The sequence below is a fragment of the Comamonas terrae genome (genome assembly GCF_001544075.1).
GTDB lineage: Bacteria > Pseudomonadota > Gammaproteobacteria > Burkholderiales > Burkholderiaceae_C > Comamonas > Comamonas terrae.
Genome location: NZ_BCNT01000007.1, coordinates 242,241 through 261,734, shown reverse-complemented (window position 1 = coordinate 261,734; position 19,494 = coordinate 242,241). Strand labels below are relative to the sequence as shown.

The following is a 19,494-nucleotide window of genomic DNA, read 5'->3' as shown; positions in this document are numbered from 1 at the left end:
CGTGCCCGGGCGCATGTAGTGCTGGATATCGCGCTGCACGGCGGCCTCGGCCGCTTCGGAGGCTTGAGGCTGAATGGGGATCATCACAGCCAGCGATCTCTCACCAGGGCGAGCATGGCTTGCGAGGAACGGCCGCGGTGGCTGTGCGCATGCTTGAGTTCGGGGGCCATTTCCGCAAACGTCATGCCCACCTCGGGGATGAACATCACGGGGTCGAAGCCGAAGCCCTGCGTGCCGCGGCGCTCGGTCGTGATCAGGCCCTGCACGCGGCCCACCGCGATCAGCGGCTCGGGGTCCCTGGGGCTGCGCACGCCCACCAGCGTGCTGACCATGGCCGCGCGGCGGTTTTCCACGCCCTGCATCTGCTCCAGCAGCGCGCGCACATTGTTGTCGTCGCTTTTCTCGTAGCCGAACTGCGTGCAGTAATAGGCCGTGTCCACGCCCGGCAGGCCGCCGAAATGATCCACGCACAGGCCGGCATCGTCGGCGATCGCGGGCAGGCCCGTGCGCTCGGCCGCAAAGCGGGCCTTGGACAGGGCGTTCTCCACGAAGGTGCCGTAGGGCTCGGGCGCCTCGCCCTCGAACAGATCGCCCTGGCGGATCAGTTCCACGCCCAGGGGCGCAAACATGGCTTGCAGCTCGGCCAGCTTGCCGCGGTTGTTGGAGGCCAACACAATTTTCATGATCAAAATCCAGGCAGACGCTTGCAGCGCCTGCGCTCTCAGCTATGGTTTCAATGATTCTTCGGAAGCCCGGCCGGTTCCCGGCATGGCGGCGCGCCGCCAGGGCTCAGCGCCTGACCAGGCGCTCGGCCGAGCGGCGGATGGCTTCGTTGATCTCGGCAATCGAGCGCTCGATGGCCTCGTCGTCCAGCTCGTCCTCGGGTGTGTCCAGGGAGCCCATCTGGATCGTGGACTCGAAGGCGTCGTCCTCGATCTCCTGGGTGGAGATGGCCGTGGCTTCCTGCGCATTCGGAGTTTCCCACTCCATGGCGATGGCCGTGACGTTGTCGCTCGCATCCCCTGCGCGGCGCAGGGCCGAATCCACCAGCGCCGGCACCGACTGGGCCACGGGCCGCCGGTGCATGAGCTGCAACAACTGCGGCGTCTGCACGCTGCTCCACAGGCCGTCCGAGCACAGCAGCAGCCGGTCGCCCTGCGCCAGGGGGCGGGATTCGCTGACATCGTAGATCGGCTTGGACGGCGAGCCCAGGCAGGTGAACAGCACGTTGCGGTTGGACGGGTTGACCAGCGGCGAGACCTTGCGCATCTCGTCGTACGAATGGTCGCGCGTGCGCTCCAGCAGCTCCTCGTCGCGCAGCCAGTACAGGCGCGAATCGCCGCAGTGGATCCAGGTGGCGCAGCCGTCCTGCACCACGGCCGCGACCAGCGTGGTGCGCGGCGTGTCCATCATGCCCTTGCCGCTGGCATAGCGCAGTATCTGGCGATGCGCCTGCAGCAGGGCGTCCTCCAGGAACGCCCGCGGCTCCTCGAGCGCGGGCCGGGCCTTCTGCTGAAACTGGGCCGATACCACCTGCAGGGCGATCTGGGCCGCAACCTCCCCGTCGGGATGGCCGCCCATGCCGTCGGCCAGCACGAACAGCGCGGCTTCGCGCGTGTAGCAGTAGCCCATGCGGTCTTCGTTGATGTGGCGGCCGCCGCGGCGGCTGAGCTGGAATACGGAAAATTTCATGACTTGCGCCCGGTGCCGCCGCCGGCGCCGGGCAGGGCCCCGGCACCGCTGATCTTCTGCAGGTTCTTCCTGGCGTCGGTGACCAGGGTGTCCAGCTGCATGCGCACGCGGTCGCCCACGCCCAGCTTGGTGTAGCGGCGCTCGCCCTCGCGGCTCAGCTCCTTTTGCAGCGTGAACACGGATTGCGGGCGCGACAGCGGATCCAGCGCCATGCACCACTCGACCACCTCGATCAGGTTGTCCGAGTACACGCCGCGCAGCCGGGCCAGCGACTGCGTCAGCCGGTCCTTTTCCTGGCGCTGCGGCGCCTCGTGCGGCGGCGTGCCCTGCATGCAGGCATAGATGCAGGCGCCGATCGCGTAGATATCGGTCCAGGGCCCCAGCATGGCGTCGCGCCGGTACATCTCGGGCGCGGCAAAGCCGGGCGTGTACATGGGGCGCACGAAGTTGCCCTCCTTGGACAGCACTTCGCGCGCAGCGCCGAAGTCGATCATCACGGCCTTGTCGTCATTGGTGATGAAGACATTGGCCGGCTTGATGTCCAGGTGCAGCATCTTGTGCTGGTGCACGATGCGCAGGCCGCGCAGCACCTCGTCGAACAGGGAGCGGATCGTCGATTCGCGGAACACCTTGCCGGTCTTGAGCTCGCGCGCCGTGACGATGAAGTCCTGCAGGGTTGCCCCCTCCAGGTAGTTCATCACCATGTAGACGGTCTCGTTCTCGCGGAAGAAATTGAGCACGCTCACCACGGAGGCGTGCGAGATCTGGGCCAGGGAGCGTCCTTCCTCGAAGAAGCTCTTGAGCCCGAGGCGGTACAGCGAAAGTTTTTCTGGTGCCACGGCCGGCTGCAGCTCGCCCGGCGCCCGGGTGGCCAGCGAGGCCGGCAGGTATTCCTTGATCGCTACCTGCTTGCCCTCGGAATCCAGAGCCAGGTAGACAATGCCGAACCCTCCCGAAGAAAGCCTGCGCACCACCCGGTAACCACCTATCGCGCTGCCAGGCGGCAAGGGCGCTGGCTTAATCTTGGTAGACATTTTTTACCGGTAAACCCCAAGGATGATGCGAAACCCGGATAATCGCGCAATTGCAAGCATCCATCAAAAGTCCAATGCCAGTTTACAGCATGACCGGATACGCCAGTGCCCAGCACAGCGCATCCGCTGAGGGTGGTCAAGCGCCTGAGGGAAACAGCCGCCTGGGCCTTGAGATCCGTGCGGTCAACAGCCGCTTTCTGGATTTGTCCTTCCGCCTGCCCGACGAACTGCGCGCCCATGAGCCGGCTCTGCGCACCTTGTTGACAGCGCGCCTCAAGCGCGGCAAGGTAGAAGTTCGCGCCGCCATCGACGTCGACGCCAGCCATACGCTTTCCACCCCTTCGTCCGCCCAGCTGCAGCGCCTGGTCGGCCTGCAGGATACCGTCCAGGCCTGGCTGCCCAAGGCCCGAGAGCTGTCGGTAGCCGACGTGCTGCGCCTGTGCAGCGGCAGCAGCGGCCCGGCCACCGACTGGAGCGCCATCGTTCCCGCGCTGGCCGAGCAGGCCGTCGAGGAGCTGCTGGCCTCCCGCGAGCGCGAAGGCAAGCGCCTGACCGACATGCTGCTGGACCGCATCTCGCAGCTGCGCGAACTGGCCAAGCAGGCCGCTCCCCTGGTCCCGCAGCTCGTGGAGCAGCAGCGCCAGAAATTCCTCGAACGCTGGAAGGACGCCATGGCCCTGGGCGAAGGCGCCGTGGCGCCCGAAGCCGCGCAGGAGCGCGCGCTGGCCGAAGCCACGGCCTTCGCCATCCGCATCGACGTGGCCGAGGAGATCACCCGCCTGGCCTCCCACCTGGACGAGCTCGAGCGCCTGCTCAAGAAGGGCGGCGACATCGGCAAGCGCCTGGACTTCCTGATCCAGGAGCTGCACCGCGAAGCCAACACCCTGGGCTCCAAGTCCGCCACGCTGGAGCTCACGCGCATCAGCGTGGACATGAAAGTCCTGATCGAGCAGATGCGCGAACAAGTGCAGAACATCGAGTAAGCCAGCTATCTCCCATGCGTAACCTCCCCTCTACGCACACCGTCATGGATCATCCCGGAAATCTTTTTGTCGTGTCGGCGCCCAGCGGTGCCGGCAAATCCAGCCTTGTGCGCGCGCTGCGCGAGTTCGACGCCCGCGTCTATCCTTCGGTCTCGCACACCACGCGCGCGCCGCGCGGCCAGGAAAAGCACGGCCGCGAATACTATTTCGTACCCGACTCCGAATTCGACACCATGGTGGCCAACAATGCCTTCGTCGAATGGGCCAATGTGCACGGCCGCCGCTACGGCACGGCCAAGAAGTCGCTCGAAGCGCGCATCCAGGCCGGCGCCGACGTGCTGCTGGAGATCGATTTCCAGGGCGCGCTGCAGGTCAAGCAGGCCTTTCCGAATGCCGTGCTGATCTTCATCCTGCCGCCGAGCTGGGAAGAGCTGCGCGCGCGCCTGGAAAACCGCGGCGAGGATGCGCCCGAAGTCATCGAGCTGCGCCTGAAGAACGCCGCCGAGGAAATGGCCCAGGTGTCCAAATTCGACTTCGTTATAATCAACGAATTGTTCGAGAGCGCGCTTTTCGATCTGAAGGCGATCATCCACGCCCAGCGCCTCAAATATGCGGCCCAGCGGCGCTTGCGCGCCGAGACCTTCGAGTCGCTCAACATTCCCGAATCCAACTGACGTATCCCGGAGTTCCTGATGGCACGCATCACCGTTGAAGATTGCCTGGAAAAAATCCCCAATCGCTTCCAGCTCGTTTTGGCCGCAACCTACCGCGCCCGCATGCTCAATCAGGGCCACACGCCCAAGATCGAGACCAAGAACAAGGCCGGCGTCACGGCCCTGCGCGAGATTGCCGAAGGCAAGGTCGGCCTCGAGATGCTGAAGAAGGTGCCGGGCTGAGCTGTTGCGCTGCCGCACCACACCGGACCCTAAAGGCACCGCTAGTCGGTGCTTTTTTATGTCCGCCGGCGCCCCATCGCTGCATGCACGCTACATTTAGGACATGACCGCGGCCCAGAACTCGAACTCTGCAACCCTCACACCGCCGGCAGCCAAGCCCGGGCGCATGTCCGCCGAGCAGGCTGCCGACGTGTCCGCCAGCGCCTTCACAAGCCTGCTCGCGCACCTGGGTTACCTGGATGCCGACAGCATTGCGCGCGTGCGCGAAGCCTATCTGTATGCGGACCGCGCCCATTCCGACCAGTGGCGCAGCAGCGGCGACCCCTATATCACCCATCCCATCGCCGTCACCGGCATCTGCGCCAACTGGAAGCTCGACGCGCCCGCGCTGATGGCCGCGCTGCTGCACGACGCCATGGAAGACTGCGGCGTGACCAAGGCCGACCTGGTGGAGCGCTTCGGCGCCGATGTCGCCGATCTGGTCGACGGCCTCACCAAGCTGGACAAGCTGCAGTTCAACACCCGCGAGGAAAACCAGGCCGAGTCCTTCCGCAAGATGCTGCTGGCCATGGCACGCGACGTGCGCGTCATCCTCATCAAGCTGGCCGACCGCACGCACAACATGCGCACCATGGGCGACATGCCGCGCAGCAAATGGGGCCGCATCTCCTCCGAGACGCTGGAAATCTACGCGCCCATCGCCCACCGCCTGGGCCTGAACCAGACCTACCGCGAGCTGCAGGACCTGTCGTTCAAGCACCTGCACCCCTGGCGCTATGCCACGCTGGAAAAGGCCATCAACCGCTCGCGCATGCGCCGCCGCGACCTGGTGCAGCGCGTGCAGGAGGAGGTCAACGCCGAATTCACGCGCCGCGGCCTGCCGGCGCGCCTGATGGGACGCGAAAGCACGCTGTACTCGCTGTACCAGCGCATGCAGAAGAACCAGCTGAGCTTTGCCAAGGTCACCGACATCTACGGCTTTCGCATCATCGTGCCGCAGACGCTGGACTGCTATACCGCGCTGGGCGTGCTGCACCAGAAGTACAAGCCCATGCCGGGCCGCTTCAAGGACTACATCGCCATCGCCAAGAGCAACGGCTACCAGTCGCTGCACACCACGCTGGTCGGCCCGTCGAGCGTCAACATCGAATTCCAGATCCGCACGGAGGAGATGAACATCGTGGCCGAGGCCGGCGTGGCCGCCCACTGGCTCTACAAGGCGCAGCAGGGCCATGATTCGGACCAGCTGAGCACGCAATGGCTGCAGTCGCTGCTGGACATCCAGAACGAGACGCGCGACGCCACCGAGTTCTGGGACCATGTGAAGGTGGACCTGTTCCCCGACGCCGTCTACGTGTTCACGCCCAAGAGCGAGATCATGGCCATGCCGCGCGGCGCCACGGTGGTGGACTTCGCCTACGCCATCCACAGCAAGGTCGGAAACCACACCACGGCTGCCAAGATCAACGATGAGGAAGTGCCGCTGCGCACCGAGCTCAAGAGCGGCGACGTGATCCAGATCATCACTTCCGAGGACGCCAAGCCCAATCCCGGCTGGCTCAGTTTCGTGAAGACGGGCCGCGCGCGCTCCAAGATCCGCTCCTACCTCAAGAGCGCCGCCCAGACCGAAGCCGCCCAGCTGGGCACCACCTTGCTGACCCAGGCGCTGCGCGCCGAGGGCATAGACACCATTCCGCCCGAGGACGAGGCCAACAAGGGCGTCTGGGACGAAATCCTGCGCATCACCGGCAACCGCACGGCCAACGACCTGCTGGTGGACATCGGCATGGGCCGCCGCATCCCTTCGCTGGTGGCCGCGCGCATGACCTCCTTCATGACCAAGCACGGCGTGCGCCCCGATGCCCTGCTGATCACCCAGGAGCGCTTCAACACCACCAACCGCCCCTTCCATGGCGCCGTCACGCTCAACGGCGAGGAAAGCAGCTCGGTGCACTATTCACACTGCTGCCGTCCCGTGCCGGGCGATCCCATCGTCGGCTACCTGGGCGGCCAGGGCCTGATCGTGCACCATGCGCAATGCCGCAATGCCATCAAGCTGCGCGAAAAGGACAACGACCGCTTCATCACCGTGGAATGGGCCGAGGACATCACCCGCCCGTTCGAGGCCGGCATCGTCGTCACCGTGCAGAACAGCAAGGGCGTGCTGGCCCGCGTGGCGGCCGAGCTGTCCAATGCGGAAGCCGACATCTCGCGTGTGGAAATGGCCGACGACGGCGCGGTCGGCACCACCGATCTGCGTTTCGTGATTTCCGTGCACAACAACCAGCAGCTCGAGACCGCTCTGCGCAATCTGCGCCGCGTGCATTCCGTGGTGCGCGCCACCCGCGTCATGGCCTGACCCACGGAGCCCGGCCCGCCGCACCCGACCCATGATGACGCGGCCGAGAGATTTTGTTGCATTCTGCGGGCACATCCTGACTGCCGCAGTCCCGGCAAGCAGCTTGCGTCAGGCGACAATGGGCCATGCCCAACACCTTTGACGCCTTCCCCACCGCGCCGGCGCAGCGCGGCCTGCTGAGCGGTGCCCTGGCCGTGGCCGCCATGCTGGCCGGCTGCGCCACGGCGCCACCCCCTCCCGCCGCAGTTCCGGCCACGCCGGCCGCCACGGCCCCTGCCGCCCCGGCGCCCGCGCCAGTCCCGGAAGAGGACGTTCCGCGTGCCGAAGCCGCCAGCTTTGCCCAGTGGAAGCAGGCATTCGCCCCCCGGGCGCTGGCTGCCGGCATTTCGGAACGCACTGTGCGCACCGTGCTGCCCCATGTCCGACTGCAGCGCATCGTCCACCTGGACCGCGCCCAGCCCGAATTCACGCGCACGCCCTGGCAGTACCTGGACAGCGCCGTCTCGCCGCTGCGCGTCAAGAACGGCCGCGCCAAGATGCAGCAGCATGCCAGGGCGCTGCAGGCCGCCAGCCAGCGCTACGACGTGCCGGCTCCCGTCATCGCCGCCATCTGGGGCATGGAGAGCAACTACGGCGGCAATTTCGGCAACTACCCGGTCGTCGATGCCCTGGCCACGCTGGCCTTCGACGGCCGCCGCGCCGCATGGGCCGAGCGCGAGCTGATCGCGGCGCTGCGCATCATCGACAACGGCGACATCGATGCCGAGCGCATGATCGGCTCCTGGGCCGGCGCCATGGGACATACGCAGTTCCTGCCTTCGGTCTATCTGCAATACGCCGTCGATGCCGACGGCGACGGCCGCCGCGATATCTGGGACTCCATACCCGATGTCACGGCCTCCACGGCCAATTACCTGGCGAACTCGGGCTGGAACGGCAGCGAGCCCTGGGGCGTGGAAGTGCGCCTGCCCACCGGCTTCGACTATGCGCGGGCCGAGCTGAGCACGCGCCAGAACAGCGGTGCCTGGGCCGCCGAGGGCGTGCAGGCCGCAAGCGGCCAGGAGCTGCCGGCCATGGCAGGCGCCAGCGTGATCGCACCGGCCGGGGCACGCGGGCCGGCCTTCATGGTCGGCTCCAATTTCCGCGCCATACTGCGCTACAACAACTCGGTGAACTATGCGCTGGGCGTGAGCCTGCTGGCCCAGCAGCTGGCCGGCGGAACCGGCGTGCAGGCCGACTGGCCGCGCGAGCTGGCACCGCTGTCGCGCGAGCAGATGCGCAGCATGCAGAACGCGCTCAATGCGCGCGGCTTCGATGCGGGCAGCGCCGACGGCGTGATGGGCCCCGCCACCCGCGCCGGGCTGCGCCAGTTCCAGCAAAGCCTGGGCCTGCCGGCGGACGGCTACCCGACGCAGGAGCTGCTGCAGAAGCTGCAGCAAACCGGTGCGCAATGACGCATGCATCCGCTATCGATAGCAGAGCACCCTGCGCCTGACGGCTATTGACCTCATTGCATCGATGCCTTGAAAGCGTGATTCTGCCTGCGCAGGCAGCCATGGAAAAAAGCGCTGGCTCTGAGAGTCCGCGCTTTTTTCATGGCCCGGGGCTCAGGCCCGGCCCGGATTTCCGCCGCCGGGCTCGGGATACGCGACCTCCAGGATCTCCAGCATGCGCACGCCTGCGGGCGTGGGCAAGGCCACCTCGTCGCCCACGCGCGCCTTGAGCAGCGCGCGCGATACCGGGGCGATCCAGCTGACCTGGTTCTGCGCGCTGTCGGCCTCGTCGATGCCCATGATGGTGATAGTGCGCTCCACGCCCTCGTCGTCCACATAGGTGACCGTGGCGCCGAAATATACCTGCTCGCTGCCCGCATGGACCGAAGGGTCGACCACTTCGGCGATCTCCAGCCGCTTGGTCAGAAAGCGGATGCGGCGGTCGATCTCGCGCAGGCGCTTCTTGCCGTACAGGTAGTCGCCGTTTTCCGAGCGGTCGCCGTTGCTGGCAGCCCAGTGCACGATCTCGACGATCCGGGGGCGTTCGTTGTCGATCAGGTCCAGCAACTCGTCCTTGAGGCGCTGGAAACCCCGGGGTGTGATGTAGTTCTTGCCGCCCGCGGGCAAGGGCGGCAGCGCGCCGACGTCATCCTCGTCGTCGCCATCGGATTCCTTGGTGAAAGCCTTGCTCATGGCACCGATCTTCACACAGAACACGGCATGCATGGACCGAGCCCAGGGGACGATCCCATACGAAAAAGCCTCAGAACATTGCTGTTCTGAGGCTTGTCGTTTGGTGCGGCTGGCAGGAATCGAACCCACGACCCCTTGGTTCGTAGCCAAGTACTCTATCCAGCTGAGCTACAGCCGCTAAGCCTCGTATTCTAACCTTATTTTTGAGCCCTCCGGGAAATTTCTCAAAAAACTGCACATTCCGGCCCAGAAGCGCCAGGGCCGCCGTTTCAGGAGGCGTGCCGTTGCGTCCGCACGATGGCCCCGGCCAGCACGGGGGATCGGCGCGCTATATATTGGTTCCATGCAAGCCAGCACCTCCAGACTGGCAGGGATTCCAAGAGACATGACCACCAGTTCACCGCCCGCCGCCCCCAGAAATCCGCCTTCCGCCGCCATGTGGGAGCAGCTGTTTCGCCGCAGCGCCAAGCCCGGCCAGAGCCTGCAGAGCCAGATCCGCGCCATGCTGGTCGATGCCATTTTGGCCGGCGTGCTCACGCCCGGCGACCCCATACCCTCCAGCCGCGAACTTGCGCGGCAGCTGCAGGTGGGCCGCATCACCGTGATCCTGGCCTACCAGCAGCTGACCGAGGAAGCCTTTTTGCTGAGCCAGCCGCGCAAGGGGCATTTCATTCACCCCGACGTCCTGCAGGGCCGGCCCACGGGCACGGCGGCCCGCAGCGCCCGCGATGCCGCGCCGCAAGCCCATACCGACTGGTCCCAGCGCCTGTGGCTGCGCCCCAGCCAGCAGCGCAGCATCATCAAGGAAGAGGACTGGCAGCGCTTTCCCTATCCCTTCCTCTACGGGCAGTTCGACAAGGAGCTGTTTCCCACCGCAGCCTGGCGCGAATGCTGCCTCAAGGCGCTGAGCGTGATGGACATCCACCAGTGGGCGCCCGACCTCATCGCACGCGACGACGACAGCCTGATCCAGCAGATCCAGGCCAAGATCCTGCCGCGCCGCGGCGTCTGGGCCTCGCCCGACGAGATCATCATCACCGTCGGCGCCCAGCATGCGCTGTACATGGTGGCCGATCTGCTGATGCGCGAAGGCTCGACCGTAGGCATCGAGGACCCCGGCTATCCGGATGCGCGCAACATCTTCAGCAGCCGCACCTCGCAGGTCATTCCGATCACCGTGGATGCCGAAGGCATGCCGCTGGGCAGCCGGCTGCGCAAGCTCGACTACCTGTACGTGACGCCCAGCCACCAGTGCCCCACGGGCGTGACCATGCCGCTGGAGCGGCGTGAAGCCCTGCTCGACATGGCCCAGACCCACGACCTCATCCTCATCGAGGACGACTACGAGAGCGAGAGCAGCTTCGACGACCATCCCATTCCCGCGCTCAAGAGCCTGGACCGCAGCAACCGCGTGATCTATGTGGGCAGCCTCTCCAAGAGCCTGGCCCCCGGCCTGCGCATAGGCTATATCGTGGCCGCGCCCGAGCTGGTCCGCGAGCTGCGCGCGCTGCGCCGCCTCATGATCCGCCACCCCTCGACCTTCATCCAGAGAACGCTGGCCATGTTCATCTCGCTGGGGCATTACGAGGCGCAGCTGCGGCGCCTGGCCCAGGCGCAGAAGGAGCGCCATGCGGCGCTGGTCGATGCCATGGCCGAGCATCTGCCCGACTGCCGCATCACGCCCGTGCGCGGCGGCGGCTCCTGCTGGGTGCAGCTGCCGGCCCAGGTGCCGGCCCAGGCGCTGGCGCGGCGCGCCGCCAAGCTGGGTGTGCTCATCGAGCCCGGCGATGTGTTCTTCAGCTCCACGCGCAGGCCAGGCAATTTCATCCGCCTGGGCTACCAGTCCATACCCGCCAACAAGATCGGCCAGGGCGTTCAGGCCCTGGCCGATGCCATGCGCAGTCTGTAGCCGTGCCGTGCGCGGCCTGCTTTTCAGCAGGCCCCGGCTTCAGTTCTTGCGCAGCTCGGGCTGCACGAACTCATCGAAAAAACCGTCGGGAATCACGCCCTTGCGCATGGTCTGGCGCACGCCGTAGGCCAGCAGCAGAATGCACAGGCTCGCAATGCCCAGCGCCAGGGGCGTGCGCTGCTCGGGGATGAAGGCCATGGCCACCACGATGGACAGCATGCCGAAGATGGCCAGCCAGGTCAGGAACGGGAAGCACCACATGCGCACCTTCAGCAGATGCGGGGCCTCGCGCTCCAGGCGGTAGCGCAGGCGCAGCTGGGAGATGGCGATCAGGATGTAGACGAAGATGGCCACGGTGCCGTAGGAGTTCACGAGAAACGCGAAGACCTGGTCGGGCGAGACATAGGACATGACCACCGCGCCATAGCCGAACAGGGTGGCCACCAGCGTGGCGCGCACCGGCACGCCCTTGCGGCTGACCTTGGCCAGTGCCTGCGGCGCATCGCCACGGCGCGTGAGGGCAAACAGCATGCGCGAGGAAGCGTACAGCCCCGAGTTCAGCGCCGACAGCACCGCCGTGAGCACGATGGCGTTCATGATCTGCGCGGCGGCCGGAATGCCCATGGCGTTGAGCGCGCTCACATAGGGCGTGGCGATGCCGCCGTCGTTCCACGGCACCAGGCAGGCCACCAGCAGCAGCGAGCCCACGTAGAACACCATGACCCGCGTGATCACGGAGTTCGTGGCCTTGGCCACGGCCTTCTGGGGCTCGGCGGTTTCCGCCGCGGCAATGGTCACGATCTCGGCGCCGAAGTAAAAGCCCGTCGCCGCCACCGCGCCGGTCAGCACGGGCACGAAGCCGTTGGGCATGAAGCCGCCGTTGACCGTGAGGTTGGCCACATGCATGCCCTGGGAGCCCGGCGTCAGGCCCAGCACATAGACGCCGGCCACGAACAGGAAGACCACGATGGCCGCCACCTTGATGGAGGCGAACCAGAACTCGAACTCGCCAAAGGACTTCACCGAGATCAGATTGGTCAGCGTCAGCAGGACCAGCAGCACCAGGCTGATGCTCCAGCTGGGCACGTCGGGCAGCCAGTAGCGCACCAGGTCGGCGCCGGCCACGGCTTCGATGGCCACGACGATGACCCAGAAGTACCAGTACATCCAGCCGGTGAGAAAGCCCGCCAGCTGGCCGATCGCCGGGCGGTCGCGCCAGGCCTCGCGGGCATACTCGTAGAACGAGCCTCCGCCGGGCATGGCGCAGGCCAGCTCGCCCAGCATGCGCATCACCAGCACCACGAGCAGGCCGGTGATCAGGAAGGAAAGAATGGCCGCCGGGCCGGCGGACTTGATAACGACGCCGCTGCCGACGAAAAGGCCTGCGCCGATCACGCCGCCAAGGGCGATCATGGTCATGTGGCGCTGTTTCAGGCCGTGCGAGAGCTCCGGCGAGGGAGCGTGCTGATTTCCAATCATGAAATGTCTCCTGTGCTTCTGACTCGGGATGTCAGGCGCCACGGCTCTCGTCTTTCGGTATCGGCTCTGCGTGCGCAGGCCCGGGCCATGGTCGATCCAGCGTTTCGTGGTGCGGGCCGTCAGGCGGCCACGGGCGGACGGTCCTTGCGGTAGGCGTTCTTCACGGCGATCTTGCCGTCGCGGAAAGTGAACACATCCACCATGCGGGCCTGCACGCGCAGCCCGTCGGCCTTGGTGCCCTGGAACGTGCTTTCCGACACGCCGCGGTCGCCGTGCACGAAATGCTCGCCATCGACCCAGGCCGCATCGGGAAAGGCCTGCCAGGCCATCTGGAAGCCCTCGCGCACCGCCTCGCGGCCGATGAAGCTGCGCCCCATCAGGTCGGGGCCGGCCACGGCGTGGAACTCGCAGTCCTCGGCCATGAAGTCCATCAGGGCCTCGATGTCGTGGCGGTTCCAGGCGGCGGCGAATTCCGCCAGAAAGCGGGCGTCGGGCGGGGTGGCGGGCGGGGAAGCAGTGCTGGTCATATCGTCTCCTGTCATGGTTTTGCCCGGGTGCTTGGTGCTGTGCGCTGCACCCTGTCATCACGTTGTCGATGAGCCATGGTAGGTAGCGAGGAAGCGAATGATTAGAACCAGTTGCGGCCTATCGTTAGGACCAGATGCCCCTGTCTGGCGCCATGCAGCGGCTGGTTCCATCAAAACCCGGCGGCTGGTTCCAGCAAAGCGGATTCCATACCATTGTGGACCCCGAAAAAACATCGGCCGGGGCATGAAGCCCCGGCCGGCAAAGCTGGTATTGGCAGCCGCCAGGACGGCTGCGGGTGCGCTGGCGCTTCAGGCGGCCGGCACGGGCGGACGGTCCTTGCGGTAGGCGTTCTTCACGGCGATCTTGCCGTCGCGGAAAGTGAACACATCCACCATGCGGGCCTGCACGCGCAGCCCGTCGGCCTTGGTGCCCTGGAACGTGCTTTCCGACACGCCGCGGTCGCCGTGCACGAAATGCTCGCCATCGACCCAGGCCGCATCGGGAAAGGCCTGCCAGGCCATCTGGAAGCCCTCGCGCACCGCCTCGCGGCCGATGAAGCTGCGCCCCATCAAATCGGGGCCGCCCACGGCGTGGAACTCGCAGTCCTCGGCCATGAAGTCCATCAGGGCCTCGATGTCGTGGCGGTTCCAGGCGGCGGCGAATTCCGCCAGAAAGCGGGCGTCGGGCAGGGTGGTGGTGCGGGTCATGCGGTCTCCTTGTCGTTGAATGGTGGCGGCACCCGTGCGGCATCGCGCGCGAACGCGCAAGGCTCTCAAGGTGCTGAAGCCATGGTAGGCAGCCTCCTGCATTCCGGTTAGAGCCAGCAGGACCCAATCGTTAAGTCCAGCGCAGCCTGGCGCCGGTTTCTGGCTCTATCGAAACCTTGCCGCTGGCGCTAACGGCCGGGCCCGGACGCTGGATAAGCTGTCTCCCATCCACCAGCCGGACCGTGCTTGAGGGCCGCGCTGATGCGATTGCCCTTGCATCAAGAACACCGGCGCCGCCACGGCGCGGCCACAGGAGACATACGCATGAAAGCCGAGGACATCAGCCCGAGCTACCTCACCCCCTACGACCCGCAGTACGACCCGCTGGTCGCCGCCACGCCGGGCCACGGCACGGGCTACGCCCCCACCTACTGGGTGGGCACGGCCGGACGCCCGCCCGAGGACGACGGCCCGCTGTGCGGCGACATCGATGCGGACGTGGCCATCGTGGGATCGGGCTTCACGGGCCTGTCCACCGCCCTCTTCCTGGCGCGCGAGCACGGCATACGCGCCGTGGTGCTGGACGCCAACCAGACCGCCTGGGGCTGCACCAGCCGCAACGGAGGCCAGGGCCAGAACGCCAGCGGCCGCCTGTACCGCTCGCAATGGATAGAGCGCTGGGGCAAGGACGTGGCCCTCAGGCTCGACGCCGAGATCCGCGAGGGCTTCCAGACCTTCAAGGACCTGGTGGCGGAGTTCCCCGAATGCGAGCCCCAGCCCGGCGGGCATCTCTACATCGCCCACCGCGACAAGAAGCTGGACTTCCTGCGCAACGAGACCCGCATCATGCGCGAGGTTTTCGGCTACGACGCGCGCATGCTCAGCCCCGAGGAGGTGCGCCGCGACTATGTGAACGATGCCGACAGCCACGGCGCCATGCACGAGCCCGACGGCATCGGCGTGCATCCGCTCAAGCTGGCCTTCGGCTACCTGCGCAAGGCCCGCCAGCTGGGCGTGAAGGTGCATCCGGCCAGCCCCGTGCTCGGCGTGGAGACGCGCAACGGCGTGCACCACCTGCGCACGCCGGGCGGCACGGTGCGCGCCCGCGCCGTGGGCTTTGCCACGGGCGGCTACACCAGCAACGGCCTGCACGGCAGCCTGCGCTCCAAGATCATGCCGATTCTCTCGAACTCGCTGGTCACGCGGCCGCTGACCGAGCAGGAGCTGGAGGCCACGGGCTTCAAGACCACCCAGGTCATCACCGACACGCGCACGCTGCGCTTTTACTACCGCCGCCTGCCCGACAACCGCGTGCAGATCGGCAGCCGCAGCGCCGTCACCGGCGCCGACGCGCCCAACCCCGTGCACATGGCCAAGCTGGTGGACGGCCTGCACCGCAAGTTCCCGGCGCTCAAGGGCATCGAGGTGGACTATTCCTGGTGGGGCTGGGTGGACGTGAGCCACGACATGATGCCGCGCGTGTTCCAGCCCGATCCGCAGCAGAGCATCTTCTACGCCGTGGGCTACGGCGGCAACGGCGTGTCGTTCTCGGCCCATGCGGGCCGGCGCATGGCCGAGCGCATCGCGGGGCGCCGCAGCAAGGCATTCGAGCTGCCCATCTACAACTCCGAGCTCGAGTACCCCAATCTGTTCAACACCGTGCGCTCGCCGGCCTTCGCACCGTTTCGCCGCCTGGGCCAGCGCTTTCTGTACCACTGGTACTACCTGCGCGACGAAAAGCTCTGAACCGCCGCCGGACGGCAGGCCTTTTTTGCTGCTTGAAGCCGGACCGGATGGCCGGCTTCTTTTTTTATGCGCGGGCTTTGAAAACAGGAGCACTCAGCGCCTGCCAATTCACGAATTCAATGACTTTTCATTGCAAAAATCATGCATGGCAAGCGCAAGCCGCTCTGCTTTTAGCAGCTTCACCGACAATGGCTCAGGGCCGGCAGATCAGTTCGGCCACCGATTGCAGCAGCGCCTCGTCGATGCGCGCATCGAGATCGACGGCCAGGCGCCGGCGGTAGAACACGCCCAGGTCCAGTCCCACGCCCAGTGCGCAGATCCGCACATCGCCCGCGCGCTCGTGGCGCGCCACGACCTGGCGCAGGTGCTGGTCCAGGTAGTGGGCGTCGTTGCTCTGGTGCGTGGCCGTGTCCATGGGACAGCCGTCGGAGATGACCAGCAGGATGCGCCGCGCCTGCGGCCGCTGCAGCAGCCGCCCGCAGGCCCATTCCACGGCCTCGCCGTCCATGCCCTCGCGGAACAGATCGGGCTTGCGCAGCGCCGCAATGCCATGGCGGCCGTGGCGCCAGGGCCTGGCCGCGTCCTTGAAGACGATGTGCAGCCGCTCGTTGAGCCGCCCCGGGAATTCGGGTCGGCCCGCGCGCTGCCAGTCGCGCCGCGCCCGCCCGCCGTTCCAGGCCAGCGTGGAAAAGCCCAGCACATCCACCGGCACGCCGGCCATGGACAGGGCCCGGCCCAGCACGTCGACGAGCAGCGAGAGCTGGCGAGCATGGGCCTTCATCGACCCCGAGCAGTCCATGAGAATGCCCACCGCGGCATCGCTGACCGGGCGCTGCGCCTCGTCCTTGAAGACGGCGCGCTGCTGCGGATCGCCGACCAGCTGCGCCAGCCGGCTGCCGTCCAGATGCCCGTCCTCCAGCCCGAAATGCCAGCCTTCGCGCCGCGGCCTGGCCAGGCGCTGCTGCAGCCATCGCGCCAGCCGCCCCGCGTGCAGGCCGCTGCGCGCCAGTTCCTCGTCCATCTGCGCGCGCAAGCCGGCCAGCTGCGCAGCGCGGATCAGTTCGGCCGCCTGGGCCTCGCGGTCGTAGGCGCGCGTGAACACCCGGTAGCCTTGCGCCGTGCTGGCCCAGGCCCGGCTGTCGCCGGTATGGGCCACGGGCGCAGCCTCGGGCGACTGGGATTCGAAATGCAGGGGCAGCGCAAAGCCGCTGCGCCGCCGCGGCTGGCCTGTCCCGCGCGGCGCCTCTTGCTGCGCGGCGCGCACGGCCCGGCCCACCCAGCGGCTCACGGCCAGCGCGGGTGCGATGAAGGCCTGCTGGTCGGCCCGGTGGCGGCGCAGCAGCGGCCACTGGCCGCCGATCTCGGCCGACAGCGCGGCGCGCGTGGCCTCGGCCAGGTCGGACAGCGCATGCGGCGGCTCATGCCCGGTCAGCCGGCTCCAGGCCGTGAGCGCCACGGTGAACAGCAGAATGCCCAGGCTGCTTTCCGTCAGGCCCGAATCGGCAAAGGACTGGCACCAGTGCACGAAGCGCGCCTGCAGATTGGCGCGCGCGCCGGGCCAGGACGCGGGCACCAGGCTTTCCACGCGCAATTGCTCGAGCAGCTCGAACACCAGCCGCTCCACGGGGTCTGCGGGCAGATGGACCCGGTGCAGCGCCGCATCGCTGAACCGCAGGCGCAGGCCCGCGCCGTCGAGCAGGCCGCGCTGGTCGGCCAGTTGCGCGGGCACATCGCTGTGATGCGCGGCGGGCAGGGCCACGGGGTCGGTTCCCCGGTACAGGGTCTGGCCGCTCCACTGCAGCGAGGCATCGCCCGTGACGGCGCGCAGCAGCGCCCCGCTCCAGGATTCCATCTGGGCCAGCGAGGCCTGCGTGGCTGCAGGTGCCTGCATGTCAGTGCGCCTGCAGCAGGCCGGCATCCGCAGCTTCGCCATGCCGCGCCAGCTCGCTGCCGAAGCAGCGCTGGAAATACTCGGCCACGATGGCGCGCTCCGCAGGCTCGCACTTGTTCAGGAAGGACAGCTCGAAAGCCAGGCGCAGGTCGTGGAAGATCTGCGTGTTCTCGGCCCAGGTGATGACGGTGCGCGGCGACATCAGCAGCGACAGATCGCCCACGGCAAAGCCTTTGCGCGTGAGTGCGGCCAGCGCCACCATGGCCGCCACCTGCTCGCGCCCCGGGGGCGTGGCCAGCTGCGGCACGCGCGCCAGCACGATGGCGGCCTCCTCGGCCGGCGGCAGGTAGTCCAGGCTGGTGACCAGGTTCCAGCGGTCGAGCTGGGCGTGGTTGAGCAGCTGCGTGCCGTGGTACAGGCCCGAGAGGTTGCCCTGGCCCAGGGTGTTCATGGTGGCAAACAGCCGGAAGTGCGCATGCGGCTGCAGCACCTTCTTCTGGTCCAGCAGCGTGAAGCTGCCGTCGCGCTCGAGCACGCGCTGGATGACGAACATCACATCGGGCCGGCCCGCGTCGTATTCATCGAAGACCAGGGCCACGGGCCGCTGCAGCGCCCAGGGCAATATGCCCTCCTGAAAGCGGGTCACCTGCTTGCCTTCTTCCAGCACGATGGCGTCCTTGCCCACGAGATCGAGCCGGCTGATGTGGCCGTCCAGGTTGACGCGCACGCACGGCCAGTTCAGCCGCGCGGCCACCTGCTCGATATGCGTGGATTTGCCGGTTCCGTGCAGCCCCTGGACGACCACGCGCCGGTTGTGCGCAAAGCCCGCAAGAATGGCCAGCGTGGCCTGCGGATTGAAGCGGTAGGCCGCGTCGATGGCCGGCACATGCTCGCAGCGCTCGGCAAAGGCCGGCACCTCGAGGTCGGTGTCGATGCCGAAGGCATCGCGCACGCTCAGCATGCGCGTCGGTTCTTGCATCACTTCAACTCTCCTTGGCTATGCAAAATAAAACTGGCACACATCAAGTCAGAGACGCCGAGCAAGAGCCGCCTCGCAGCGAGGGCGTCGTCCCCCTCCCGCAAAGCGAGAGAGGGGGAGGCGGCGCAGCCGCTCAGGGGGTGATGCACATCAGTCATCGTCGGCTCCCGGTGGCAGTTCGTCATTGATGCGCGCAATGGCCTCGGCCGCCGCGCGCAGCTTGGGAAGAAAGCTCAGCGCCCGCTCGCGCGAGAACCGCATGATGGGCGCCTGCACCGCCAGGCCCATGTTCGAGGCGCCCTGGGGCGAAGGCACGAGCACGCCCAGGCACAGCAGGCCGGGCAGGAATTCCTCGTTGTCGAAGGCATAGCCCTGCTCGCGCACCTGGTCGAGCTCGCGCTCCAGGGCTTCGAAGCCCGTCAGCGTGTTGGCGGTGAACGACTCCAGCTCCACGGCCGACAGCAGGCGCCGGCGCTGCGCGGGCGCCATCTGGCTGAGGAAAAGCTTGCCCGTGGCCGAGCAGTGGGCGGGCACGCGCGAGCCGGGATGCAGGTAAAAGCGCAGCGGCGCGGGCGTTTCCACGCGGTCCAGGTACAGCACCTCGCTGCCCGAGAAGGCCGTGATGTTGCAGCTTTCCCCGATGTCGCGCACCAGCTGCGCCAGCACCGCGTGACGCGCGCCGTGCGTGGTGTTGTTCAGCAGCACGCTTTCGGCCAGGCGCATCAGGCGCCGGCCCGTGCCGTAGTAGCGCCCGTTGCCCTCGCGCTGCAGGATGCCCGCGCCTTCGAGCTGCTGGAGCATGCGGTGCATGGTGGGCTTGGGCAGCCCCGTCTCCTCGACCATGGTCTGCAGCGTGAAGGGCGCGTCCTTGCAGGCGATGGCCTCCAGCAGCGCGAACAGCCGCAGGTTGGGGGTATCGCCATCAATGCGCGCCGTGGCCTTGTCCGTTGTGTTCATAGCGTGGATCATCATATTTTCTTTCGTTTTTTGAGTCAATTTGTTCCGAAAAAAAGAAATTTGTTTGACACAAGGCTGCGGAAGTGCCTAGACTTGCGTCGTGATTTCTTTTTTCGGAACTTAAAGTTCCAATTTTTCCAAAGGAGAC

17 protein-coding genes and 1 tRNA gene are annotated in these 19,494 nt (G+C 66.9%); 7 read left to right on the top strand and 11 right to left on the bottom strand.

Going from position 1 to position 19,494, the window contains the following annotated elements:
• Nucleotides 1–83 precede the first annotated feature (83 nt).
• The 3 genes from rdgB to Cte04_RS12795 form a co-directional block, all read right to left on the bottom strand.
• On the bottom strand, nucleotides 84–683 hold the full coding sequence (gene rdgB, locus Cte04_RS12805; protein ID WP_066478029.1) for an RdgB/HAM1 family non-canonical purine NTP pyrophosphatase: 600 nt from the start codon (nucleotides 681–683) through the stop codon (nucleotides 84–86).
• A 106-nt stretch (nucleotides 684–789) separates the two neighbouring features.
• Nucleotides 790–1,692: a PP2C family protein-serine/threonine phosphatase gene (locus Cte04_RS12800; protein WP_066478021.1), complete on the bottom strand. Its 903-nt coding sequence runs from the start codon at nucleotides 1,690–1,692 to the stop codon at nucleotides 790–792.
• Nucleotides 1,689–2,726 (bottom strand): serine/threonine protein kinase, encoded by a 1,038-nt coding sequence (locus Cte04_RS12795; RefSeq protein WP_066478019.1) that lies wholly within the window; start codon nucleotides 2,724–2,726, stop codon nucleotides 1,689–1,691. The genes Cte04_RS12800 and Cte04_RS12795 overlap by 4 nt, the downstream gene beginning before the upstream one ends.
• An 89-nt stretch (nucleotides 2,727–2,815) precedes the next feature.
• Here Cte04_RS12795 and Cte04_RS12790 point away from each other — a divergent pair, with 89 nt between their 5' ends.
• From Cte04_RS12790 to Cte04_RS12770, 5 genes are all read left to right on the top strand, one after another.
• The gene (locus Cte04_RS12790) at nucleotides 2,816–3,709 is read left to right on the top strand and encodes a YicC/YloC family endoribonuclease (protein ID WP_083526651.1); all 894 of its coding nucleotides are present in this window, start codon (nucleotides 2,816–2,818) and stop codon (nucleotides 3,707–3,709) included.
• Nucleotides 3,710–3,753: 44 nt separating this feature from the next.
• The gene (gene gmk, locus Cte04_RS12785; protein WP_066478013.1) at nucleotides 3,754–4,383 is read left to right on the top strand and encodes a guanylate kinase; all 630 of its coding nucleotides are present in this window, start codon (nucleotides 3,754–3,756) and stop codon (nucleotides 4,381–4,383) included.
• Nucleotides 4,384–4,401: 18 nt separating this feature from the next.
• Nucleotides 4,402–4,605, top strand: a complete 204-nt coding sequence (gene rpoZ, locus Cte04_RS12780) for a DNA-directed RNA polymerase subunit omega (RefSeq protein WP_066478006.1) — start codon at nucleotides 4,402–4,404, stop codon at nucleotides 4,603–4,605.
• 103 nt (nucleotides 4,606–4,708) lie between these two features.
• Nucleotides 4,709–6,964, top strand: coding sequence for a RelA/SpoT family protein (locus Cte04_RS12775; RefSeq protein ID WP_066478003.1), 2,256 nt, complete (start codon nucleotides 4,709–4,711; stop codon nucleotides 6,962–6,964).
• Between the two features lie 125 nt (nucleotides 6,965–7,089).
• Entirely contained in the window at nucleotides 7,090–8,418 is a 1,329-nt protein-coding gene (locus Cte04_RS12770) for a lytic murein transglycosylase (RefSeq protein WP_066478000.1), read from the top strand.
• A 153-nt stretch (nucleotides 8,419–8,571) separates the two neighbouring features.
• On the opposite strand, the gene greB is transcribed toward Cte04_RS12770, so the two are convergent.
• A complete protein-coding gene (greB, locus tag Cte04_RS12765; RefSeq protein ID WP_066478176.1) occupies nucleotides 8,572–9,150 on the bottom strand; it encodes a transcription elongation factor GreB in 579 nt (192 codons plus the stop codon).
• 101 nt (nucleotides 9,151–9,251) lie between these two features.
• Nucleotides 9,252–9,328: transfer RNA gene (locus tag Cte04_RS12760), tRNA-Arg, on the bottom strand.
• Between the two features lie 258 nt (nucleotides 9,329–9,586).
• On the opposite strand from Cte04_RS12760, the gene pdxR reads away from it, so the two are divergent.
• On the top strand, nucleotides 9,587–11,059 hold the full coding sequence (gene pdxR / locus Cte04_RS12755) for a MocR-like pyridoxine biosynthesis transcription factor PdxR (protein ID WP_441529265.1): 1,473 nt from the start codon (nucleotides 9,587–9,589) through the stop codon (nucleotides 11,057–11,059).
• A gap of 39 nt (nucleotides 11,060–11,098) precedes the next feature.
• Here pdxR and Cte04_RS12750 read toward each other — a convergent pair whose 3' ends face one another.
• The 3 genes from Cte04_RS12750 to Cte04_RS12740 form a co-directional block, all read right to left on the bottom strand.
• The gene (locus tag Cte04_RS12750; protein ID WP_066477993.1) at nucleotides 11,099–12,538 is read right to left on the bottom strand and encodes an amino acid permease; all 1,440 of its coding nucleotides are present in this window, start codon (nucleotides 12,536–12,538) and stop codon (nucleotides 11,099–11,101) included.
• A 119-nt stretch (nucleotides 12,539–12,657) separates the two neighbouring features.
• Entirely contained in the window at nucleotides 12,658–13,065 is a 408-nt protein-coding gene (locus tag Cte04_RS12745) for a nuclear transport factor 2 family protein (RefSeq protein ID WP_066477990.1), read from the bottom strand.
• A 309-nt stretch (nucleotides 13,066–13,374) separates the two neighbouring features.
• Nucleotides 13,375–13,773, bottom strand: coding sequence for a nuclear transport factor 2 family protein (locus tag Cte04_RS12740; protein WP_066477988.1), 399 nt, complete (start codon nucleotides 13,771–13,773; stop codon nucleotides 13,375–13,377).
• Between the two features lie 324 nt (nucleotides 13,774–14,097).
• On the opposite strand from Cte04_RS12740, the gene Cte04_RS12735 reads away from it, so the two are divergent.
• Nucleotides 14,098–15,519, top strand: a complete 1,422-nt coding sequence (locus Cte04_RS12735; RefSeq protein ID WP_066477987.1) for an NAD(P)/FAD-dependent oxidoreductase — start codon at nucleotides 14,098–14,100, stop codon at nucleotides 15,517–15,519.
• 193 nt (nucleotides 15,520–15,712) lie between these two features.
• Here Cte04_RS12735 and Cte04_RS12730 read toward each other — a convergent pair whose 3' ends face one another.
• The 3 genes from Cte04_RS12730 to Cte04_RS12720 form a co-directional block, all read right to left on the bottom strand.
• A complete protein-coding gene (locus tag Cte04_RS12730) occupies nucleotides 15,713–17,410 on the bottom strand; it encodes a cobaltochelatase CobT-related protein (protein WP_066478174.1) in 1,698 nt (565 codons plus the stop codon).
• Between the two features lies 1 nt (nucleotide 17,411).
• Nucleotides 17,412–18,389: an AAA family ATPase gene (locus tag Cte04_RS12725; protein WP_066477980.1), complete on the bottom strand. Its 978-nt coding sequence runs from the start codon at nucleotides 18,387–18,389 to the stop codon at nucleotides 17,412–17,414.
• A 150-nt stretch (nucleotides 18,390–18,539) separates the two neighbouring features.
• Nucleotides 18,540–19,361: an IclR family transcriptional regulator gene (locus Cte04_RS12720; protein ID WP_066477977.1), complete on the bottom strand. Its 822-nt coding sequence runs from the start codon at nucleotides 19,359–19,361 to the stop codon at nucleotides 18,540–18,542.
• Between the last annotated feature and the right edge of the window lie 133 nt (nucleotides 19,362–19,494).

Bases quoted from the DNA above. Each gene is read 5' to 3' on its own strand.
- rdgB (WP_066478029.1), bottom strand. From the start codon at position 683: ATGAAAATTGTGTTGGCCTCCAACAACCGCGGCAAGCTGGCCGAGCTG.
- Cte04_RS12800 (WP_066478021.1), bottom strand. From the start codon at position 1,692: ATGAAATTTTCCGTATTCCAGCTCAGCCGCCGCGGCGGCCGCCACATC.
- Cte04_RS12795 (WP_066478019.1), bottom strand. From the start codon at position 2,726: ATGTCTACCAAGATTAAGCCAGCGCCCTTGCCGCCTGGCAGCGCGATA.
- Cte04_RS12790 (WP_083526651.1), top strand. From the start codon at position 2,816: ATGACCGGATACGCCAGTGCCCAGCACAGCGCATCCGCTGAGGGTGGT.
- gmk (WP_066478013.1), top strand. From the start codon at position 3,754: ATGGATCATCCCGGAAATCTTTTTGTCGTGTCGGCGCCCAGCGGTGCC.
- rpoZ (WP_066478006.1), top strand. From the start codon at position 4,402: ATGGCACGCATCACCGTTGAAGATTGCCTGGAAAAAATCCCCAATCGC.
- Cte04_RS12775 (WP_066478003.1), top strand. From the start codon at position 4,709: ATGACCGCGGCCCAGAACTCGAACTCTGCAACCCTCACACCGCCGGCA.
- Cte04_RS12770 (WP_066478000.1), top strand. From the start codon at position 7,090: ATGCCCAACACCTTTGACGCCTTCCCCACCGCGCCGGCGCAGCGCGGC.
- greB (WP_066478176.1), bottom strand. From the start codon at position 9,150: ATGAGCAAGGCTTTCACCAAGGAATCCGATGGCGACGACGAGGATGAC.
- pdxR (WP_441529265.1), top strand. From the start codon at position 9,587: ATGTGGGAGCAGCTGTTTCGCCGCAGCGCCAAGCCCGGCCAGAGCCTG.
- Cte04_RS12750 (WP_066477993.1), bottom strand. From the start codon at position 12,538: ATGATTGGAAATCAGCACGCTCCCTCGCCGGAGCTCTCGCACGGCCTG.
- Cte04_RS12745 (WP_066477990.1), bottom strand. From the start codon at position 13,065: ATGACCAGCACTGCTTCCCCGCCCGCCACCCCGCCCGACGCCCGCTTT.
- Cte04_RS12740 (WP_066477988.1), bottom strand. From the start codon at position 13,773: ATGACCCGCACCACCACCCTGCCCGACGCCCGCTTTCTGGCGGAATTC.
- Cte04_RS12735 (WP_066477987.1), top strand. From the start codon at position 14,098: ATGAAAGCCGAGGACATCAGCCCGAGCTACCTCACCCCCTACGACCCG.
- Cte04_RS12730 (WP_066478174.1), bottom strand. From the start codon at position 17,410: ATGCAGGCACCTGCAGCCACGCAGGCCTCGCTGGCCCAGATGGAATCC.
- Cte04_RS12725 (WP_066477980.1), bottom strand. From the start codon at position 18,389: ATGCAAGAACCGACGCGCATGCTGAGCGTGCGCGATGCCTTCGGCATC.
- Cte04_RS12720 (WP_066477977.1), bottom strand. From the start codon at position 19,361: ATGATGATCCACGCTATGAACACAACGGACAAGGCCACGGCGCGCATT.